We start from the raw sequence: 21232 nt of genomic DNA on the forward strand, positions 1-21232 counted from the left end.
ATCGTCATCTGTCTCATGGGACAGGCGACCACCGTGTCGCCCGACCAGCCTCCGAGCGCCTCCAGGCGGGAGATCCCCTCGCACCATCAGCCCCCCACCATCAGCCCCCCACCATCAGCCAGGGTCGCACGCCCCGTCGCACAGGTTCTCGGCGAAGCCCTTGAAGATGAAGCGCTCGATGATCTCGAGCAACGCCGGGTCGTCGACCGCGGAGCCGTGCGCCCCGTTGTCGCCGTCCGGCGGCGGCAGGTTCTGCGTCGGCGGCAGCGGCAGCTTCTTGGTGTCGACGATCAGCAGCGCCGGGCCGGTCTGGAGCGGCTCGGCCGACTCCTCGAGGCCCCACACCGGCTTCGGGCTCGGGGTCAGCAGCGGCATCTTGAAGCTGCGGGCCATCGCCTCGCTGGCGATGTTCGGCACCTGCGAGTCGCCGATCGACTCGATCAAGAACAGCCGCTTGGGGTCACCACCGCCGATCGGGTTCGTGATCAGCTCGGCGAGGATGCCCGGGTCGGCGCGGTCGAACGCCGACTGCACGAGCGCGAACAGGAACTCGCGCTCCTGCGGGTCCCTGTGGTTCACCGCCCACGCGTCCGACAGCGCCGAGAAGGCGCTGGAGCGCCAGATCATCAGCGAGTAGTTCGACGCGCCGACCACCAGGATCCCGCGCGGCAGGTTCGGCGCCATCGCCACCACGGTCCCGCCCATGATCCCGCCCTGCGAGCCGCCGAGGTACTGCACCGAGGTCGGGTCGATCAGGCTCGTCATCACCCCGTCGACCTCGACCTGCATCTCCGCCTCGTCCAGGAAGTCGCCCTGCCCGAGGTAGGCCAGCGTCGTGAAGTTGACGGCCGACTGCAGCAGGCGGTCCGGCACCGTGTTGCCGCCGATGAAGTTCTCGCCGAAGGCCTGCAAGATCCGCGGCACGTCCTCCTGCGCCATGCCCCAGAAGTCCGTCCCCGCCACGATCACGCTGGTCGCTCGCTCGGCGATGCTGATCGCCTCCTCGCCGCTCCCGAGCAGGCCGTGGCCATAGACGATGAACGGCACTGGCGTGCCCTTGTCCCACACCGCCTGCGGCACGCCGATGTAGAACTTCGCCTCCGCGCTGCCCGAGCAGTCCGGCGTCCCGTCGGCGGTCCGCTGCATCACCGTGCCCGGACCCGAGTCGTCGGTCAGGCAGCTAGGCACGTTGAAGTGCCCGCGGATCACCCGCGCCAGTTCCGGCGAGGGCTGCACCTGGACCTCGTCGATCACGTAGCCGAGGTCGCCCTTGCCCGCGAACTCCTCCACCTGCGGCGAGATCGCGACCAGGTCGCTCTGCATCCGCTCCGCGCTCGCGGTGTGAAAGCCCCACGCCAGCTGCAGCGACTCGCGCTCGACCCCCGCGGCCTTGAGCGCCGCGAACACGTCCTCCTGATCCTTGCGCAGCGCCTCCAGCTGCGGCACGTCCGTGCTCAGGTGGTCGCGCAGCGCCCGGAACAGCGGCGACGGCGCGAGCTCCTGCCCCTTCGCGTCGTGCAGCCCGCGCAGCCCGACGACGTAGTGACGCTCGTAGTTCAGCCGCCGCATCGGCCGCACGAACACCGTCACCGGCTCGCCCTTCTGCGCGGTCGCGTCGAGCTCCGCGAAGTACGGCCAGCGCTCCCCGCTCTCGACCTCGATCAGCACGATCGGGGCGTCGTCCGCGAGCGAGCGGCCGATGTCGTCGATCGGCGGCAGGTCGGCGCCGTCGACCCCCGCCTTGAACGCGAAGCGGATCTGCGAGTTCGGCGAGAAGCCGTCGACGTCGTTGGTGATGTCGTCGACCGCGAAGGGCTGCATCTTGTTGTTCTTCGGCAGCAGCTCCGGGTCGTAGTTCACCCGTCGGCCCGTCTTGGTCCCCGCGTCGGCCACCAGCGTCAGGTCCGAGGGCCACGGATACAGGCACTGCCCGCGCCCCCCCGGATCGCCCAGCGGGTGACAGCCCTTCTCCACGTCCGCGCGCCCGATGTCCTCGCAGGTCCCGCCCACGCACGCCTCCTCGGCCGCGCACGCGTCGCAGACCCCGTCGGTCTCGCCGCTGCTGGTCGTCGGCGTCGCGGTCGTGCTCGCCTCGCCCGTGCTCGCCTCGCCCGTGCCGCTCGCCTCGCTCGCCGGTGTATCGCTCGCGTCGCCGCCCCCGGTGGGCGAGAGACAGGCCGGCAACAACAGCGAGGACGCGAGGGTCAGGACACGAGAGCGCATCCACCTTCACTACACCAATTGCCCGCTAGCTTGCAGCACCGGCGAGGGGCGCCGACCACACCTTCTCGATCGCGTCGTCCGGGGTGCGCTGGTACAGGGCCAGCGACCCCAGCATGAAGCGACCCGGCAGGCGCAGCGCGAACAGCTCGCTCACCGCGGCCGCGGACAACGGCCCCGCCATGCGCAGGGTGCAGTGCGGGAAGAACGGGAAGCGGCTGGCTTCGAAGCGCAGCCCGGTCTGCTTGAGCCCGTCGTGGATCGCCTCGAAGGGGATCGGGTCGGCCAGGCTGAGCACGAAGATGTCGGTGCCGGGGAACCGCACCACCGCCCCGAACTCCGCGCAGATCGGCGGCGTCCGGGCGCAGAATTGGCTCAGACGCGCCGCCACATCCTCGGGATCGAGCTGCGCCCGGATCGCCCCCACCCCGCTCGAGCCCGCGATCGTCAGCTCGACCGGAAAGCTGTGCAGCCGCTCGCAGTGTCGCCGACGCAGCTCGAGCACCTGCGAGGCCTGCGGTTCGGGCACATCCAGGCAGATGTACGTCGGATTGAGCAGCTGCATCGGCGCCTGTGTCTGCCGTTTGTAGCGGATCGGCGGCCCCGGTCGACGAAAAAGTCTGCCCCGTGCGAAAAGCCACCGCCCGCGTCCACCGCCCACGTCCCCCACGGTGTGGGGGCTACCGGAGACCGTAGACCCGCGTCGCCACCAGCGGCTATGGTGCCGTCTCGTGGAGGTTCTCGGCATGGAAATCACCTCGTTCTGGCCCCGCCGGCGCACTCTGGGCCCCGCCGCGCTGGTCCTCCTCACCCTCGGCGGCGCCTGTTACTCCGGCGCCGACGGCAACACCGACAGCAACTCCGGCCCCACCGCCGGCCCCGCCAGCGCCACCGCCGATGACGGCGCCCCCACCACCAGCGCCGGCGACGACACCAGCAGCGACGACACCGGCGCCACCCCGGCGGAGTTCGACCCGGCCCCCGTCCGCCTGCGCCTGTTGCTCGCGCGCCACTACCAAAACGCCGTCCGAGACCTCCTCGGCGAGGCCGCCGCGGCCGCTGCCACCCCACCGGTGGACACCGCCCTCAACGGCTTCGAGGCCATCGCCGCCGCCCAGGTCGCGCTCACCGACGCCGCCGTCGACCTCTACGAGAAGTCCGCCCGGGCCGTCGCCGCCGAGGCCATGAAGGACCCCGTGCGCATCGCTGGCCTGCTCGGCTGCCAGCCCACCGGCCCCGACGACGCCGCCTGCCACCGCAGCTTCGTCACCACCTTCGGCCGCCTGGTCTGGCGCCGCCCGCTGACCAGCGACGAGCAGGACCGATATACCGCCGTCGCCCAGGACGCCGCCCTCCAGCTCGGCAACTTCGACGCCGGCGTCGAGGCTGCGATCTTCACCTTCCTGCAGTCGCCGTACTTCCTCTACCAGGTCGAGGTCGGCGAGCCCGACCCGAACGACCCCGAGGAGCGCGGCCTCACCTCGATCGAGATGGCCACCCGCCTCTCCTTCTTCCTCCTCGACACCACCCCCACCGCCGAGATCCTCACCCTCGCCGAGAGCGGCGGCCTGGACAGCCCCGCCGAGGTGCGCGCCGTCGCCGAGGTCATGGTCGAGGCCCCCGGGGCCCGCCTCGCCCTCGGCAACTTCTACGCCGAGGTGCTCAAGCTGCGGACCATCGAGACCCTCGCCAAGGATCCCAACACCTACCCGCAGTTCTCGCCGACCCTCGCCGCCGCGATGCGCCAGGAGACCCTCGCCCTCGTCGACGACGTCGCCTTCACGGCGGACACCGACTTCCGCGCCATCCTCGACGCCCCCTACACCTTCGTCAACGGCCCGCTCGCCGCGCTCTACGGCCTCATCCCCGATCCCAACCAGCTCGGCGACACCTGGCAGCGCTTCGACCTCCCCGCCGAGAGCAAGCGCGGCGGGATCCTCGGCCAGGCCGCCTTCCTCTCGGCCTACGCCCACGTCTCCTCGACCTCGCCGACCCTGCGCGGCAAGTTCGTGCGCGAGGCCCTGATGTGCATCGGCATGCCCCCGCCGCCGCCCGATGTCGTCACCAAGCTGCCCGAGGGCGCCGAATACAAGACCATGCGCGAGCGCCTGGCCCAGCACAAGAGCGAGCCCTGCGTCGGCTGCCACTCGCTCATGGACCCGATCGGCCTCGGCCTCGAGAACTTCGACGGCATCGGCATCTTCCGCGCCGTCGAGAACGGCGTCGTCCTCGACACCTCCGAGACCATCGAGGGCCTCGGCGACTTCGACGGCGCCCGCGAGCTCGGCACCCTCCTGCGCGACAGCCCCGAGGTCACCGAGTGCATGGTCCGCAACCTGTTCCGCCACGCCACCGGCCACCTCGAGATCAAGGGCGAATACCCCGCCCTCACCAACCTCGACCTCGCCTTCGAGGACGCCGGCTACCGCATGAAAGACCTGCTCGTCGAGCTGGTCGCCAGCCCCGCCTTCCTCCGCGTCGGCACCCCCGAATAAAGAAAGGAGCAAACAGCCAATGTCACGCTTTCACCTCAGCCGTCGCACGATGCTCCGGGGCGCCATCGGCGGGACCTCGGTCGCCCTCGCCCTGCCCATGCTCGACGCCATGCTCAACAGCAACGGCACCGCCCTCGCCGCCGGTGAGCCGCTGCCGCGCCGCCTCGTCACCTGGTTCTTCGGCAACGGCGTCGCCCTCGTCGACGCGACCAACCCCGGCGCCGGCCTGCGCTGGGGCCCCGCCGAGCAGGGCCCGGGGTACCCGCTCACGCCCCAGCTCGCCGGCCTCGCCGGCGTCGAGGAGTACTGCTCGCTCCTCACCGGCTTCGACATCAAGGCCGCCGCCATGCACCGCCGCGGCCACCACGACGGCGTCGCCGGCTTCTTCTCCGGCCACCCCTTCATCGAGCTGCCCCACGCCGACAACAGCTATTCGTCCAAGTCCGGCGGACCCACGATCGACCAGGTCGCCGCCGACGCGATCGGCGGCCAGACCTTCCTCCCCTCGGTCCAGATCGCCGCGTCCAAGCGCGTGATCACCAGCGAGGGCCCCACCCTGCAATTCCTGTCGCACAAGAGCCCGGATGTCTCCCTGCCGCAGATCTTCAGCCCCCTCGATCTCTACACAAAGCTGTTCGACAGCTTCGTCCCCCAGGACGACCCCACCAAGCCCCTGCGTCTGAACGCCCTCGACGCCGTCGCCGAGGACGTGAAACGCCTCAAGCTGCGCGTCGGCAAGGCCGACCAGATCCGCCTCGACGCCCACCTCAGCTCGGTCGCCCAGATCCGCAAGCAGATCGAGGCCCTCGCCCCTGAATGCATGCAACCCATGCAGCCGGTCAACACCAACGAGGACACCGACGGCAAGGAGCCGCTCGACGAGGTCAACCAGATCATGTGCGACCTGCTCGTCGAGGCCTTCCGCTGCGACATCACCCGCGTCGCCAGCTTCCAGTACACCGGCTCGGTCGGCTACACCGTGTTCCATATGCTCGGCCAGACCCTCGGCCACCACGACCTCACCCACGACACCAACTACAACGATAGCGTCGACGCCGCGACCGCACATACCATCGAGGCCTTCGGCTACCTGCTCAAGCGCCTCAAGGCCACCCCCGAGGCCGACGGCAACCTGCTCGACCAGAGCTGCATCATCCTCGGCAGCGACGCCTCCTCCGGCTACACCCACGACGTGTTCAATCAACCCTGCATCATCGCCGGCCGCGGCGGCGGCGCGCTCAAACACCCGGGTATCCACTACGAATCTCCGAGTCAGGAGAACACCTCGGATATCCTGCTCGCCTGCCTACAAACCGTCGTCCCCGAGGCGACCCAGGTCGGCTCCGACATCGGCCTCTCGACCACGCCCCTGTCCGCGATCCAGGCCTGACGCCGGCTCAACCGAGCAATACGCGTGCACATGCGCGCGCTGTCCAGATCGCCACTGATGCAACATTCGTGGTCGGACGCCGCGGCCGTCGACGCCGACACGCCCGCGGGTTATCGTCCGGCCATGGTTCGCTCTGGCTTATTCCTCGCGTCGCTGGCCTGCGCCGGTTGTTCGATACAAAACCCGCTCTTCGAGCTCGCGCCCGAGACCAGCACGGGCACCGGCGCCATGACCGAGGCCACCAGCGGGCCCACCGGCGGCCCCACCACCGCCGCGACCACCGATCTCACCAGCGGCGGCCCCACCACCCCGACCGAGGCCACCACCGACCCTCCGCCCCCCGTTTGCGGCGACGGCGTGCAGGACCCCGGGGAGGGCTGCGACGACGGCAACGCGGTCGACGAGGACGCCTGCCTCAACAACTGTGAGCCGGCGAGCTGCGGCGACAACCTGCTGTGGGTCGGCGTCGAGGCCTGCGACGACGGCAACCACAACGACGCCGACGGCTGCGCGGCCGCCTGCATCTCGCCGACCTGCGGCGACGGCGTCGTCGACATGCAAAATGGCGAGAAGTGCGACGACGAGAACCAGGTCGACGACGACAGCTGCAACAACCTCTGCCTCGGCCCCTACTGCGGCGACGGCATCGTCCAGGACGGCGAGGAATGCGACGACAAGAACCCCGATGACACCGACGCCTGCCTGACGAACTGCCACGCGGCGAAGTGCGGCGACGGCTTCGTCCAGATGGGCGTCGAGCCCTGCGACGACGGCAACAACAACCCGGACGACGGCTGTGACATGTGCATGTCCGAGAAGTGCGGCGATGGCCTGCTCGACCCGGGCGAGGAGTGCGACGACGGCAACACGGACAACACCGACGACTGCACCATGCTGTGCCAGAAACCCCAGTGCGGCGACGGCTTCGAGCAGCTCGGCGAGGAGTGCGACGACGGCAACGGCGTCGACGCCGACGTGTGCACGAACCAGTGCAAGCAGGCCGTCTGCGGCGACGGCATCGTGTTTCAGAACGTCGAACCGTGCGACGACGGCAACATGGTGGACACCGACGCCTGCCTCACCGGCTGCATCAAGGCGACGTGCGGCGACAAGATCGTGTGGGAAAACAAGGAGACCTGCGACGACGGCAACATGCTCCCAGCCGACGGCTGCGAGGAGTGCCAGACCGTCAAGTGCGGCAACGGAGAGAAGGACGCGGACGAGGAGTGCGACCCCACCGTCGAGCCCTTCAAGAGCCTCGACGCCCCCGTGTGCGGCGAGAAGTGCCTCCTCAAGACCTGCTTCAAGGTCCACAACGAGGCCAACGCGGAGGAGCCGCCCCTCATGAACAACACCTGGCTCAACGCCTGCGCCGGCGCCCCCGGAAAGATCGTCGTCGTCACCCTCCTCGATGACAGCAAGAACGTCGTGTACATGGCCAAGGGCAACAAAGAAATGGCCGTCTGGATGACCAGCGACCTGACGATCGGCCAGCCCAAGCCCAGCCTCGAGTTCGATCTCTTGAGCCACAAGCGCATCGTCCAGATGGCGCACATCGTCCCCAAGGACGCGAAGTACGACTATTTGATGCTCCCCAGCCAGGTCGCGCTCCCGGGTCAGCTCACCTGCCACACCTCGCTCGGCGACGGCTACGGCGTGGTCCTCTTCTCCGACCTCAAGGTCCCGATGGCGCCGAAGCTCCTCGTGATGGGCGTGAAGGGCGGCAAGAGCGGCACGAATCGCGCGATCGCCAAATTCAGTGCGTCCACCGAGATCAGCTACAACCAGGGCTCCCTCATGGAGGTGTGCGTCAGCGGCGTGACCGGCTTCACCGGAACCTTCGCGCTGAGCGTGCTGTGAGCCCGACAGGACTCCGGTACCCTCAGCCCATGCTCCGCGCCGGCCCCCTCGCCGCCCTCGCCGCCCTCACCACGCTCACCCTCGGCGCGTGCAAGGTCTCGGGCGAGCTCAAGCTCGGCGGCAGCGCCGACACCACCAGCACCGCCACGCCATCCGACACCCCGGCCGAGCCGGCCCCGCCACAAACCGCCGTCCACATCGTCCGCCGCGGCGACAAGCTCATCTACGAGAACGGCGAGATCGAGTTCGCCACCAACTCTGACAACCTCCGCGGCGCCGGCACCGAAGCCGTGCTCGACGAGTTCGCCGGCGTGCTCGCCCGCTTCCCCGGGCTCGCCGTGCGCATCGAGGGTCACACCGACAGCCGCGGCAGCACGGCCTCCAACAAGAAGCTCTCCGACGACCGCGCCCGCGCCATCCAAAGCGCCCTGGTCCGCCGCGGCGTCGCCAGCGAGCGCCTCAGCACCATCGGTTACGGCGAGAACAAGCCCACCCGCCCCGAGCCCGCCTTCTGCCGCAACCACTCCGAGGACACTGTCCCCGTCGATCGCCTGAGCGAATGCCACACCACCTGGCAACATAACCGCCGCGCCGTGTTCGTCGTCACCGCCGGCGCCGACACCCTCCCCTCCGAGGGCGCCTCCGTCAGCCACCCCACCGCCGCCCCCACCGTCGATCCTCCGCCGTCCGTCGCCACCACGACCGCGAAGAAGCACCGTCCGGACTGGGCCCTGCGCCTGTTCGGCGGCTACTCCACCCTCCCCCAAGGCGGCTTCCACGGCGGCCACTTAGGCGTCGGCCTCCACGCCTCGCAGCGCTTCGGCAAGCGCGACCGCGGCTACATCGGCGGCGGCCCACGCCTGCACTACCGCGGCCTGCGTCACCACGAGACCGACGGCACCGACTCGAACGAGACGACCCTCGCAATCCACCAGTTCGGACCCGAGGGCAACCTCCTGATAGGCGGCGGCTCGCAGCGCGTCGTCGGCCTGCTCTCCGCCCGCCTCGGCCTCGGCCTCCACGCCGCCCGCGGCAGCGTCCGCGTCGGCACCACCACCACCGACCTCACCAGCAACGCGCTCGCCGGCTGGGCCCTCGGCGGCCTCGTGGTGCTCGCCAAGCTGACCCCACGGTGGAGCCTCGGCGGCCACGCCGAGGTCGGCGCGCTCGGCAGCACCGGCGGCGGCTCGCTCGTCCTCCTGGCCGAGATCGGCCTGAACGTCGCCTGGCACTTCGGCCGCGGCCGCCGCGACGGAATCTGATCCCGCCGAGGTGGCGCGCAAGCGCGCCCGCCGGGCCCGTTGAGTTGTCGACCCGAACCGGCCTACGATACCGCTGCAACGGCGTACACCCGGCCTTTGCACTCCCCGCTTGCCCGAGCCTCGCCACACCGCGATCGCCCTCCACGCCGTCGGCCAGGCGCTGCACCGTCGCGGTCAGCACGCCCAGGCCCTCGCGCACTACCGCCGCGCCCTCGCCTTGCAGCGCCGACTCGCCGGCAGCGTGCACCCCCACACCGCCAGCACCCTCACCGCGATCGGCCAGATCCTCCACGCCCAGGGCAACCACAGCGAGGCCCTCGAGCACCACCGCCAGGCCCTCGCGCTCAAGCGCGAGTACCTCGGCCCGGGCCACATCTACACCGCCTTCACCCTCTTCGACCTCGGCCAGACCCTCCAGGCCCTCGAGCAAAAGACCGAAGCGCTCGCCTCGTTCGCGCGCGCCCTCACCGTGCAACAGAAGCTGCTCGGCCCGCAGCACCCGCGCACCATCGCGACCCAGCGGGCGATCGCCGAGATCCTCCAGAGCCAGGGCCACTTCGCCGAGGCCCTCACCTACGCGCGCAGCGCCCTCGCGGGCCTCCAACAATTGCACGGCGAGCACAGCCCGCGGCAGGGCCCGCTGCTCGCCAGCATCGGCCAGATCCTCTACCAGCAGGGCCAACACGGCGAATCGGTCGCGACCCTGCGCCGCGCCCTCGAGCACCTCGCCAACCTGCGCGGCCCGCTGCACGACGACACCCTCGCGGTCCAGCTCGACCTCGGCCGCGCCCTCCACCGCCAAGGCGACGCCCGGGCCGCCCTCGTCGCCTTCCAGGACAACCTCGACGGCCTGCGCAGCAGCGCCGGCAGCGATCACCCCCGCGTCGCCGGCACCCTCAACGCGATCGGCCAGGTCCACTACAGCGAGGGCAACTTCAAGGCCGCCCTCGAGCACTACCACCAGGCCCTCGAGATCCGCCAGCGCACCCTCGGCCCCGACCACTGGCAGACCGCCACCTCCCGCTTCAATTGTGGCACCGCGATGCGCGAGCTCGGCGACCCCTGGGGCCTCAACGAAATGCAGAGCGCCGCCGATACCCTCGAGCGCCTGCTCGGCCCGACCCACCCCCACGTGCTTGCGACCCGCTCCTGGCTGCGCTGACGCGAGAGAATATTCCCCGCACCCCGCGAACACCGGACCCCTCCGACGTTTGCGCTGGCAAAAGATCCGCCGTATACCCGCCCCTCATGCGCACGATCACCCTCGCCCTCCTGATCGCCGCCAGCGTCGCGTGTAACAAGCCCGACCCGGCCGCCGATGCAACGAAATCAGGCACTGTGCCCGGCACCGCATCGGACGCCAAGCCCGGCACCGAGGCCCTCCGCGGCCAGCCCGGCGAGGCGGACGCGCCCCCGCCAGCGCTGATCAAGCCCCCGCCCGTGATCTCCGGCGGCGCCGCCGATCGCCTGGTCCCCGGCGACGCCGCCCTGCTCGCCCACATCGATATGCAGGGCCTCGCCGGCTCGCCGCTGTGGGCCGCCAACAAGGCCATCCTCGACGCCGACCCCGAGTTCACCAAACAGATGAATTCGTTCGCGGCCTGCAACATGCCCTTCTCCGGCCTCCGCGGCCTCGACATCGGCGTCGGCAGCGACGGCCAGGAGCTGGTCCTCGTGGTCTCCGGCGGCGGCGTCGGCAAGCCCGACAACCTCCGCTGCCTGCAAGCCAGGCTCAACACCGGCGACATGAAGCTCGAGGAGCAAGACGGCACCACCCGCGTCGTGTTCGCCGGCGGCGAACGCTTCGGTCACCCGGCCGGCGACGACGCCATCGTCATCACCACCCGCGCGTGGAGCGACGCCGTCCTCGGCCTCATCGCCGGTAAGGGCAGCTCGGTCCGCGACGGCGGCCTCAAGGACATCCTCGCCGCGGCCGACCAGAGCAAGCACATCTGGTTCGCCGGCCGACTCCCACCCGAGCTCGCCGCGCTGGCCTCCGCCGGCGTCGCCAGCATGGCCGGCCTCAGATCCGTCGCCGGCTCGCTCGACCTCAGCGCCGGCCTCGGCCTGACCCTCGCCTTCGGCATGGACAGCCCCGACAAGGCCAAGGCCACCCTCGGCGAGGTCCAGACCCAATTCGACACCGTCAAGCCGCTGGCCGGCCTGTTCGGCGTCCCACAGAGCGCCGTCGACAAGGTGAAGTTCTCCAGCAAGGACGCCAGCGTCGTGATGACCGCCGCCCTCACGATGGACGAGATCAACGCCCTCTCGGCCGCCCTCAACCAGCTCAACGCCGCCGGCAGCGAAGCAGCCCAGCCGCCCCAGCCGCCCCAGCCGCCCAAGCAGCCGATCGCCCCGCCGCCGACCTGATCGCCGACCTGCTCCGCCCCGCGACCCAGGATCTCCAGACCGCCGATCGCCCCCGACCCGCAGCGCACGATCTGCGAGACACCCAGCGGACCCGGTCTGCGCCGAGACTCACGCCCGCAGCGACGCGCGCGCCCGTGCTCGCGCGCCCGATCCTGCGCCATACTGCCCGCCGTGCGCCTCGCCCCTCCGCTCGCCCTCCTCGCCCTCCTGAGCGCCTGCAACCCCGCAGATCCAGCCGGCGCCACCACGGCCGACCCCAGCGGCCCCGGCACCACCAGCAGCGGCGGCATCGTCATCCCCACCAGCGCCGGCACCACCAGCGAGGCCGCCAGCACCGGCGACCCGCAGAAGCTCGACCTCCCGCCCGAGGCCGACCTCGGCGTCCTCACCCCCGGCTGCGGCGCCGTCGACATCCTCTTCGTCGTCGACAACTCCAAGTCGATGGGCCAGTACCAGGCCGCCCTCGCCGACGCCTTCCCGCAGTTCGTCGACGCCATGTTCGCCAACCTCCCGGCGGACATCAGCCTCCACGTCGGCATCACCACCACCGACTTCTCCTGCACCCAGCCCGGCGACCCCTGCTGCCCCGACGCCTGCCCGGTCGGCAACACCCAGTGTCAGATCGGCAGCACCCCGGAGGAGGTCGAGCTGCTCATGAGCTTCTATCACCCGCCGACCGCCGGCAACAACGGCGTCAACGGCGGGCAGGGCCGCCTCTTCAACCACGACGGCAAACCCTTCTTCGACGGCAACACCTCCGACGACCCCGCGCCGCTCAAACAATGGTTCACCGGCGCAGCGATCGCCGCCGGCGAGCAGGGCTCCTCGCTCGAGATGCCCGTCGCCGCCTCCGCCTACGCCCTCGACCCCGTCAACGACGCCAGCAACGCCGGCTTCGTCCGCGACACCGACGCGATCCTCCTCATCGTCTTCCTCACCAACGACCCCGACGGCTCGCTCGAACCGCTCAAGAGCTACGAGCAGCAGGTCCTCGCCGCCAAGCAAAACTGCCCCGAATGCGTGCTCACGGCCGGCCTCCTGCGCGCCTGCGTCCCGGCCGAGAACCAGCGCCTGTGGCAGTTCATGACCGCCTTCGGCGACGACCCGATCTGGCGCGACATCGAGGCCAAGGAAAAATACCCCGAGGTCGTCGGCGCCGCCCTCGCGTCCGCGCTCGTCGAGGCTTGCGAGAACATCCCGATCGGGTGACCCGGGGCTCGTCTGGCGAGCGCGGGGCGAGGATATCTGGGCCGGGGAGCGGGGGCCGGCGGACGGTGGGTCCCTGCGACGCGGGTCCTCCCAGAGCACGTGCTCGCCGCCCCATCTGTCCCGATAATCATCGCACTTTCACCAACCCTGGATCGCAACCCCGCAGGCCCGAGGGGGCGCCTGCGCGCGAGCCCTGGGTCCTCCCGCTGCTTCCCACGTCCTCCGGCCCCTGCTCCCCGGACGAGCACCGTCGGCGCCCCGCTCGTGGTGAATGTGCACACTGCCTCCCGCCTGGGAAATATGAACATAACAACATATCGTGTCCGCAAACCAAGGCTCGACCACAACGCCTCGCTCGCTCGCACCGACCCCTGGGCGCTGACAGCATATCGTGTCCGCGAACCAAGGCTCGGCCCGACGCCCGCTGACAACATATCGTACCCAGGCGACAATCTCGGCAATGCCCGGCCGCGCGACGTCCCGCGAGCCGCGACCAGCGGGGCGCCGACGGTGTCCGCCCGGGGAGCAAGGGGCCGATGGCGAGGGCGCAGCGGGAGGACCCGGGGCTCGCGCGCAGCCGCCCCTCGGCCCTCCACCGTCGATAACAAGGGTCGGTGAAACCACCCGAGAGATCACGACAGATGGGCGGCGAGCACGTGCCCCGGGAGGACCCGCGTCGCAGGGCCCCACAGCCATCGGCCCCCGCTCCCCGGCCCAGATATCCTCGCCCCGCGCTCTCCGCTCCCGCCACGAACCCGCAACAACGTTCACCGCGCCCGAACAAGGCGCGCCCGCGAGCAACATGCGCGGCCGCGGGGCTTGTATTCGCCGCGCCCGCAGACTATGGCTCGCAGCGATGGCCACTCGTCGCACCCCGCTAGTCGTCTCCGGCGTCGCTCTCCTGCTCGCCAGCTGCCCCGCCAAGCAGAACCCGGTGCAAGGGCCGGACCCCGGCGACGACCTCGACCTCGGCGACAACGCCCAGCTCGCCACCCCCGACGAGGGCCTCGAGTTCACGCTCCACGAGGGCAAGCCCGCCGCCGACGCCTCGCAGCGCCTCCCGCCCGCGCCCGCGACGGTGCTCCCCGACCGCGACATCAAGGCCCTGCTCGCCCGCCTCCCCCGCGCTCACCCCCGAGGTCGGCGACGTCGCCGACTTCGCCCTGCGCCCCGCCTCGCAGCCGCCGCCGAAGACCGGCACCACCGTCCTCGCCAGCTTCCCCACCCGCGGTCAGCCGCCGGCCGTCGCCGCCGCCCCGCTCAGCGTCCTGCGCCACAGCCCCGACGGCGAGGTCCCGGTCGCCGCCGACCTGTCCGTCACCTTCTCGCAGCCGATGGTCGCCGTCACCTCGCTCGCCCAGCTCGCCGCCGCCGAGGTCCCGGTCCGCCTCAGCCCCGCGACCCCCGGCAGCTGGCAGTGGCTCGGCACCCGCACCCTCGTGTTCCGCCCGACCACCCGCTTCCCGATGGCGACCGAGTTCCGCGTCGAGGTCCCGGCCGGCGTCGCCGCGGCCGACGGCAGCAAGCTGTCCCAAGGGACAGCCTTCACCTTCGCCACGCCGCCGGCGCGCCTCCTCAGCAGCTACCCGCGCGACACCACCACCACCCGCGCCCCGCGGATCTTCCTCGCCTTCGACCAGCGCATCGACCCCGCCGCCGTCCTCCCCTCGATCCAGGTCACCCCCGCCGGCGGCAGCCCGGCCGCCCTGCGCCTGGTCCCGCGCGACGAGGCCGTCAAGGATCGCGAGCTGCGCGGCCTGATCGAGTCCGCCGAGGACGGCCGCTGGCTGATCGTGCAACCGACCGCCGCGCTCCCCGGCGACGTCGACGTCCGCGTCACCCTCGCCGTCGGCCTGCCCTCCGCCGAGGGCCCGCGCAAGACCGTCACCGCCCAGGACTTCAGCTTTCACACCTACGGCCCCTTGAACCTCACCCTCGCCGAGTGCGGCTGGGGCAGCGAGTGCGACCCCGGCGTGCCCTTCCGCCTCGGCTTCAGCAACCCGCTCGACGACCGCCGCTTCAAGAAGGAGTGGGTAAAGGTCGAGCCCGAAGTCCCGGGCCTGACCGTCTCCGTCAGCGGCAACGAGCTCTACATCCAGGGCGCGACCAAGGCCCGCACCAAGTACACGGTCACCGTCGACCCCGCCCTGCGCGACGCCTACGGCCAGCGCCTCGGCCGCAGCGAGACCCGCAGCTTCACCGTCGGCCCGGCCCCCGACAATCTCTACGCCCCGCTCGAGATGCTCACGGTCCTCGACCCCGCGGCCGCCGGCAAGGTCTCCGTCTTTACCACCGGCCACAAGTCGCTGCGCGTCCGCATCTACGCCGTCACCCCGAGCGACTGGGACGCCTACCTCGCCTTCCAGCGCGCCCACAACGAGGACCGCCTCACCAAGGTCGCCCCGCCCGGCAAGCAGGTCTTCAACGACAAGGTCAAGATCGACGGCGACCCCGACATCCTCACCGAGACGGCGATCGATCTGCGCAGCGCCCTGCCCGGCGGCCTCGGCCACGCGATCGTCCTCGTCGAGCCGACCAAGGAGCCCAAGGAGCCGTGGATGCGCCGCGAGGTCATCACCTGGGCCCAGTCGACCCGCATCGGCCTCGACGCCTTCGTCGACGGCGAGAAGATGGTCGCCTTCGCCACCCGCCTCGTCGACGGCGCCCCCCAGGCCAACGTCGCCCTCGAGCTCTCCCCCAGCGGCGCCAAGGCCAGCAGCGGCGCCGACGGCCTCGCCAGCTTTGCCCTGCCCGCGAAGAGCAACCGCGTCCTGCTCGCGACCCAGGGCGAGGACCGGGCCTTCCTCCCACAGGCGGTCGGCTGGTGGTACGGCGACAACGACGACGCCGGTTGGAAGCCCTACAAGCGCGGCGACACCCTCCACTGGTTCGTGTTCGACGACCGCCAGATGTACCGCCCCGGCGAGACCATCAAGATCAAGGGCTGGCTGCGCACCCGCAGCCCCGGCCTGCGCGGCGGCCTCGGCCTGCCCGCCGGCGCCGCCTCGGAGCTGCGCTACAGCCTGGTCGACAGCCAGGGCAACAAGCTGCTCGCCGGCACCGTCAAGCCCAACGCGCTCGGCGGCTTCGACCTCGGCCTCACCCTCCCGAAGACCCCGAACCTCGGCGACGCCTACCTCAACCTCGAGGTCGCGTCCGGCACGATGAAAGATCAGAGCTACAGCCACCACCTCCAGATCCAGGAGTTTCGCCGCCCCGAGTACGAGGTCAAGGCCAGCGCCGGCGAGGGCCCGCACCTCGTCGGCGGCCACGCCGACCTCACCGTCTCCGCCCAGTACTTCGCCGGCGGCCCGCTCGCCAACGCCGAGGTCCACTGGTCGGTCACCAGCAGCCCCGGCAGCTACCACCCGCCCGGCCACGACGACTTCACCTTCGGCCGCTGGGTCCCGTGGTGGGACTTCTTCTCCCGCTTCGACGGCGGCCACTCGTCCAACTACCGCCCCCCGCAGGAATTCACCGCGCACACCGACGCCGCCGGCGAGCACCACCTGCGCGCCGACTTCATCAAGGTCACACCGATCCAGGCCACCAGCCTCCACGCCGAGGCCAGCGTCGTCGACGTCAACCGCCAGTCCTGGACGTCCAGCACCGACCTCCTGGTCCACCCCGCCAACCTCTACGTCGGCATGAAGAGCCAGCGCCTGTTCGTTCAGAAGGGCGAGCCCCTCGACGTCGACAGCATCATCACCGACCTCGACGGCAAGCTGCAGCCCGGCCGCGACATCAACGTCCGCGCCGTCCGCGTCGCCTACGAGCAAGAAGCCGGCGAGTGGAAGGAGACCGAGAAGGACCCCCAGGACTGCAAGAAGGGCTCCGCCGCGACCCCCGTGCGCTGCAGCTTCATCCCCAAGGAGGGCGGCACCTACCGCGTCACCGCCAGCATCGCCGACGACCAGGGCCGCCGCAACGAGAGTCAGCTGACCCTGTGGGTCGCCGGCGGCGATCAACCCCCGAGCCGCGGCGTCGAGCAGGAGCAGGTCCAGCTCATCCCCGACAAGAAGGAGTACGCCACCGGCGAGTCCGCCAAGCTGCTCGTGCTCGCCCCCTTCGCCCCCTCCGAGGGCGTGCTCACCCTGCGCCGCGAGGGCATCGTCGAGACTCGCCGCGTCAGCCTCGCTGCCACCTCGACCACCATCGAGGTCCCGATCGACGACGCCCACGCCCCGGCCCTCGAGCTCCAGCTCGACCTCGTCGGCAGCGCCCCGCGCAACCAGGACAACGGCCAGCCCGACCCCAAGCTCCCGCGCCGCCCCGCCTTCGCCGCCGGCCACATCACCCTCGCCGTCCCGCCGCGCAGCCGCACCCTGAACCTGTCCCTCAAGCCAGGTGTAGACAAGCTCGAGCCCGGCGGCAGCACCTCGCTCGAGGTGCTCGTGCTCGACGCCAAGAACCAGCCCGTCCGCGGCAGCGAGGTCGCCGTCGTCGTCGTCGACGAGGCCGTCCTCGCCCTCAGCAACTACCAGCTCGCCGACCCCCTCGCCGCCTTCTTCCCCGCCCTCGACGCCGGCGTCTCCGACCACCACAGCCGCGCCAGCATCGTCCTCGCCAACCCCGAGGACGCCGCGCAGGACAAGTCCGGCGCCGGCACCCTCGACGCGAAGAACGCCCCCGGCGGCGGCGCTGCGACCACGGGCGTCCCGATGCCCGAGAGCGCACCAGCCCCCGCGCCACCGCCCGCACCGCCGTCCGAGCCGATGGCCGACAACGCCTCCATGACCCGGGCCTCCGCCGGTGCCAAGCACGCCACCGCCCCCGGCCCCGCGATCGCCCTGCGCAGCAACTTCGACGCCCTCGCCCTGTTCGCCGCGGCCCTCCCCACCGACGCCCAGGGCCGCGCCCGCGTCGACATCAAGCTCCCCGACAACCTGACCCGCTACCGCATCATGGCCGTCGCCGTCGCCGGCGCCGACCGCTTCGGCAAGGCCGAGTCCGCGATCACCGCCCGCCTGCCGCTGATGGTCCGCCCCTCGGCCCCACGCTTCCTCAACTTCGGCGACCGCTTCGAGCTCCCGATCGTCCTCCAAAACCAGACCGACGCGCCGCTCACCGTCGACCTCGCCGCCCGCACCGCCAACCTCGACCTGACCCAAGGGGCAGGTCGCAAGGTCACCGTCCCCGCCAACGACCGCGTCGAGGTCCGCCTCCCCGCCGCCGCCGTCAAGGCCGGCACCGCCCGCTTCCAGGTCGTCGCCGCCTCCGGCAAGTGGAGCGACGCCGCCTCCGGCGCGCTCCCGGTGTGGACCCCGGCCACCACCGAGGCCTTCGCCACCTATGGCCAGATCGACAATGGCGCGATCAGCCAGCCCGTGCTCCCGCCGCAAGACGCCGTCCCCAGCTTCGGCGGCCTCGAGCTCAGCACCTCCTCTACGGCCCTCGCCGAGCTCACCGACGCCGTCCTCTACCTCGTCCGCTACCCCTTCGAATGCAGCGAGCAGCTGAGCTCGCGCATGATCACGATCGCGGCACTCAAGGACGTCCTCTCGGCATTCAAGGCCGAGAGCATGCCGTCCCAGGCCGAACTCCTCGCATTCGTCCAGACCGACATCGAACGCCTCAGCCGCCTGCAAAACCCCGACGGCGGGTGGTCGTTCTGGCGCCGCGGCGAGCCGTCCTGGCCCTACCTCACCATCCACGTCGCCCACGCCCTCGAGCGCGCCCGCAGCAAGGGCTTCCCTGTCCCCCCGGCGACCCTCGACCGGGCCCAGGACTACCTCAAGGACATCGAATCCAAGTTCGAATCCTGGTACATGCCGGAGATCAAGCGCCCGATCATCGCCTATGCGCTTTACACCCGCGCCCGCCTCGGCGTCCGCGACACCGCCCGCGCCCGCACCCTCTATTCCGAGGTCGCCCTCGACAAGCACTCATTGGAGACCCTCGGCTGGCTGCTCCCCGTCCTCGGCGACGGCGGCGAGTCCAAGGCGATCCTCCGCCACCTGCAGAACCAGGTCCGCGAGACCGCCGGCGCCGCCCACTTCACCACCAGCTACAGCGACGGCGCCCACCTCATCCTCCACTCCGAACGCCGCGTCGACGGCGTCCTGTTGGAGGCCCTCATCGGCGCCGACCCCAATTCCGACCTCATCCCCAAGCTGGTCCGTGGCCTGCTCGCCCACCGCGTCGCCGGTCGCTGGAATAACACCCAGGAGAACGCCTTCGTCCTCCTCGCCCTCGACCGCTACTTCAACACCTACGAAAAGGTCACCCCCGACTTCCTCGCCCGCGCCTGGCTCGGCCCCAAATCAGCCGGCGAACACCGCTTCAAGGGCCGCACCACCGAGCAATCGCGCACCTTCGTCGCCATGCCCGATCTGCTCAAGGCCGGCGCCGCCGACCTGGTGCTCAGCAAGGACGGCCCCGGCCGCCTCTACTACCGCCTCGGCCTCCGCTACGCGCCGAAGGACTTGAAGCTCCCCGCGCTCGAGCGCGGCTTCGTGGTCGAACGCAAATACGAGGCCCTCGACGACCCCAAGGACGTCCGCCGCGACCCCGACGGCACCTGGCACATCCGCGCCGGCGCCCGCGTCAAGGTGGCCCTCTCGATGGTCGCCCAGGACCGCCGTTACCACGTGGCATTGGTCGACCCCCTCCCCGCCGGCCTCGAGGCGATCAACCCCGCCCTCGCGACCACGGGGAATATGGACACCGCCGGCGCCAGCACCGGCGACGACGCCTCGCCGATGAAGCGCGGCTGGTGGTGGTGGTGGCGCCCCTGGTACGACCACCAGAACCTCCGCGACGAGCGCGTCGAGGCCTTCACCACCTTGCTGTGGGACGGCGTCCACGACTACAGCTACACCGCCCGCGCCACCACCCCGGGCACCTTCGTCGTGCCCCCGGCCAAGGCCGAGGAAATGTACGCACCCGAGACCTTCGGCCGCTCCGCGTCCGACCGCGTCATCGTCGAATAGCAGGGGGGGGGGGGGGGGGGGGGGGGCGGGGGGGGGGGGGGGGGGGGGGGGGGGGGGGGGGGGGGGGGGGGGGGGGGGGGGGGGGGGGGGCGGGGGGGGCGGGGGGGGGGGGGGGGGGGGGGGGGGGGGGGGGGGGGGGGGGGGGGGGGGGGGGGGGGGGGGGGGGGGGCGGGGGGGGGGGGGCGGGCGCGGCCCGGGGGGGCGCCCGGGGCGGCCGGGGGGGGGGGGGGGGGGGCGGGGGGGGGGGGGGGGCGGGGGGCGGGGGCCGGACCCGCCCCGCGGGCGATCGTGGTAGCACCCGCGAATGCTCCCACGACCGCCCGCCCGCGCTCTCTTCCCCGCCGGGCTGTGGCTCGCGCTCCCCCTCGCCGCGTGCACCCCGGCCAGCGGCGACGGCGAGACCGGCAGCACCACCACCGCGTCCTCGACACCCGCCAGCAGCAGCAGCGCCGGCGAGAGCGACCCGACGCCGACGAGCACCAGCGAGAGCACCAGCGACCCCGCCAGCACCAGCACGCCCACCAGCACGGCCAGCACGGCCAGCACCAGCACCACCGACGATTCCAGCACCACCGACAGCACCGGCCACACCTACCCCATCGACGCAATCTGCGCCCCCTGGCCCGCGCCCGCCAACCCCTTCGACCAATCGGTGGTCCCGATCGAGGTCCCGCCGCACGACCCGGCCGCCACCAAGATCGTGCTCGTCGCCGGCGCACCCAGCCTGGACCACCCCCCCGGCGCCCACGAGTTCTTCGCCGGCAGCGCCATCCTGGCCAAGCTGCTGTGCCAGACCCCCGGCGTCACCCCCGTCATCGTCAAGAACGGCTGGCCCACCGACGAGACGATCTTCGCCGGCGCCAGCTCGATCGTGTTTTACCTCGACGGCCGCGACACCCACCCGCTCGCCGACCCGGCCAAATACGCGGCCCTCAAGCCACACATCGAGGCCGGGGCCGGCTTCGTCAACCTGCATTACGCGGTCGACTACAACCCCCCGGTCGGCGCCCAGATCCTCCCCTGGCTCGGCGGCTACTACGAGGCCGGCTACTCGGTCAACCCGATCTGGAAGGCCACCTACGCCGCCCTCCCGGCGCACCCGATCGCCAACGGCGTGCCAGCATTCACCGTCAACGACGAATGGTACTACGATATGCGCTGGATCGACGGCATGGTCGGTGTCACCTCGATCCTGCAGTCCGTCCCCCCCGAGGAGACCCGCACCACCCCCGACACCCAGGCCCACCCGGGCCGCTCGGAGACCACCGCCTGGGCCTTCGACCGCCAGGACGGCGGCCGCGGCTTCGGCCTCACCGGCGGCCACTGGCACGGCAACTGGACCGACAGCGTCGACGCCCCCGACGCCGCGAAGCTGCGCCGCGTCGTCGTCAACGGCATCCTCTGGACCGCCGGGGTCGAGATACCGATCGACGGCGCACCCGTGGACTTCGACCCGGCCGACGGCGGTCACTGGCTCGACACCAAGTGATCCGG

At 71.3% G+C, this 21232-nt stretch carries 12 protein-coding genes; 9 read left to right on the forward strand and 3 right to left on the reverse strand.

The window, feature by feature from the left end; genetic code table 11:
• Window positions 1-114: 114 nt before the first annotated feature.
• Window positions 115-2223 carry a hypothetical protein gene (locus tag IPJ59_RS12325; protein ID WP_293271737.1) on the reverse strand — a complete coding sequence of 703 codons (2109 nt, stop codon included), beginning with the start codon at window positions 2221-2223 and terminating at the stop codon, window positions 115-117.
• Window positions 2224-2248: 25 nt separating this feature from the next.
• A complete protein-coding gene (locus IPJ59_RS12330; RefSeq protein WP_293255635.1) occupies window positions 2249-2785 on the reverse strand; it encodes a 2'-5' RNA ligase family protein in 537 nt (178 codons plus the stop codon).
• Window positions 2786-2966: 181 nt separating this feature from the next.
• Between IPJ59_RS12330 and IPJ59_RS12335 the strand changes: the two genes are divergently transcribed.
• From IPJ59_RS12335 to IPJ59_RS12365, 7 genes are all read left to right on the forward strand, one after another.
• Window positions 2967-4715, forward strand: a complete 1749-nt coding sequence (locus tag IPJ59_RS12335; RefSeq protein ID WP_293271739.1) for a DUF1592 domain-containing protein — start codon at window positions 2967-2969, stop codon at window positions 4713-4715.
• Between the two features lie 49 nt (window positions 4716-4764).
• Entirely contained in the window at window positions 4765-6105 is a 1341-nt protein-coding gene (locus IPJ59_RS12340; RefSeq protein WP_293271741.1) for a DUF1552 domain-containing protein, read from the forward strand.
• A 123-nt stretch (window positions 6106-6228) separates the two neighbouring features.
• The gene (locus tag IPJ59_RS12345) at window positions 6229-7965 is read left to right on the forward strand and encodes a DUF4215 domain-containing protein (RefSeq protein WP_293271743.1); all 1737 of its coding nucleotides are present in this window, start codon (window positions 6229-6231) and stop codon (window positions 7963-7965) included.
• Window positions 7966-7994: 29 nt separating this feature from the next.
• Window positions 7995-9227 (forward strand): OmpA family protein, encoded by a 1233-nt coding sequence (locus tag IPJ59_RS12350; RefSeq protein WP_293271746.1) that lies wholly within the window; start codon window positions 7995-7997, stop codon window positions 9225-9227.
• Between the two features lie 109 nt (window positions 9228-9336).
• Window positions 9337-10389 (forward strand): tetratricopeptide repeat protein, encoded by a 1053-nt coding sequence (locus IPJ59_RS12355; protein WP_293255620.1) that lies wholly within the window; start codon window positions 9337-9339, stop codon window positions 10387-10389.
• 86 nt (window positions 10390-10475) lie between these two features.
• A complete protein-coding gene (locus IPJ59_RS12360; RefSeq protein WP_293255617.1) occupies window positions 10476-11597 on the forward strand; it encodes a hypothetical protein in 1122 nt (373 codons plus the stop codon).
• A 171-nt stretch (window positions 11598-11768) separates the two neighbouring features.
• A complete protein-coding gene (locus tag IPJ59_RS12365) occupies window positions 11769-12806 on the forward strand; it encodes a hypothetical protein (protein WP_293255614.1) in 1038 nt (345 codons plus the stop codon).
• A gap of 877 nt (window positions 12807-13683) precedes the next feature.
• On the opposite strand, the gene IPJ59_RS12370 is transcribed toward IPJ59_RS12365, so the two are convergent.
• Window positions 13684-14010 (reverse strand): hypothetical protein, encoded by a 327-nt coding sequence (locus IPJ59_RS12370; protein WP_293271748.1) that lies wholly within the window; start codon window positions 14008-14010, stop codon window positions 13684-13686.
• Between the two features lie 64 nt (window positions 14011-14074).
• On the opposite strand from IPJ59_RS12370, the gene IPJ59_RS12375 reads away from it, so the two are divergent.
• Both IPJ59_RS12375 and IPJ59_RS12380 read left to right on the forward strand, forming a co-directional pair.
• Window positions 14075-19738 (forward strand): alpha-2-macroglobulin, encoded by a 5664-nt coding sequence (locus IPJ59_RS12375; RefSeq protein WP_293271948.1) that lies wholly within the window; start codon window positions 14075-14077, stop codon window positions 19736-19738.
• 304 nt (window positions 19739-20042) lie between these two features.
• Window positions 20043-21227: a ThuA domain-containing protein gene (locus tag IPJ59_RS12380; protein ID WP_293271750.1), complete on the forward strand. Its 1185-nt coding sequence runs from the start codon at window positions 20043-20045 to the stop codon at window positions 21225-21227.
• Window positions 21228-21232 lie beyond the last annotated feature (5 nt).

Origin of the sequence: Nannocystis sp. (assembly GCF_016714285.1) — a bacterium.
Lineage (GTDB): Bacteria > Myxococcota_A > Polyangia > Nannocystales > Nannocystaceae > Nannocystis.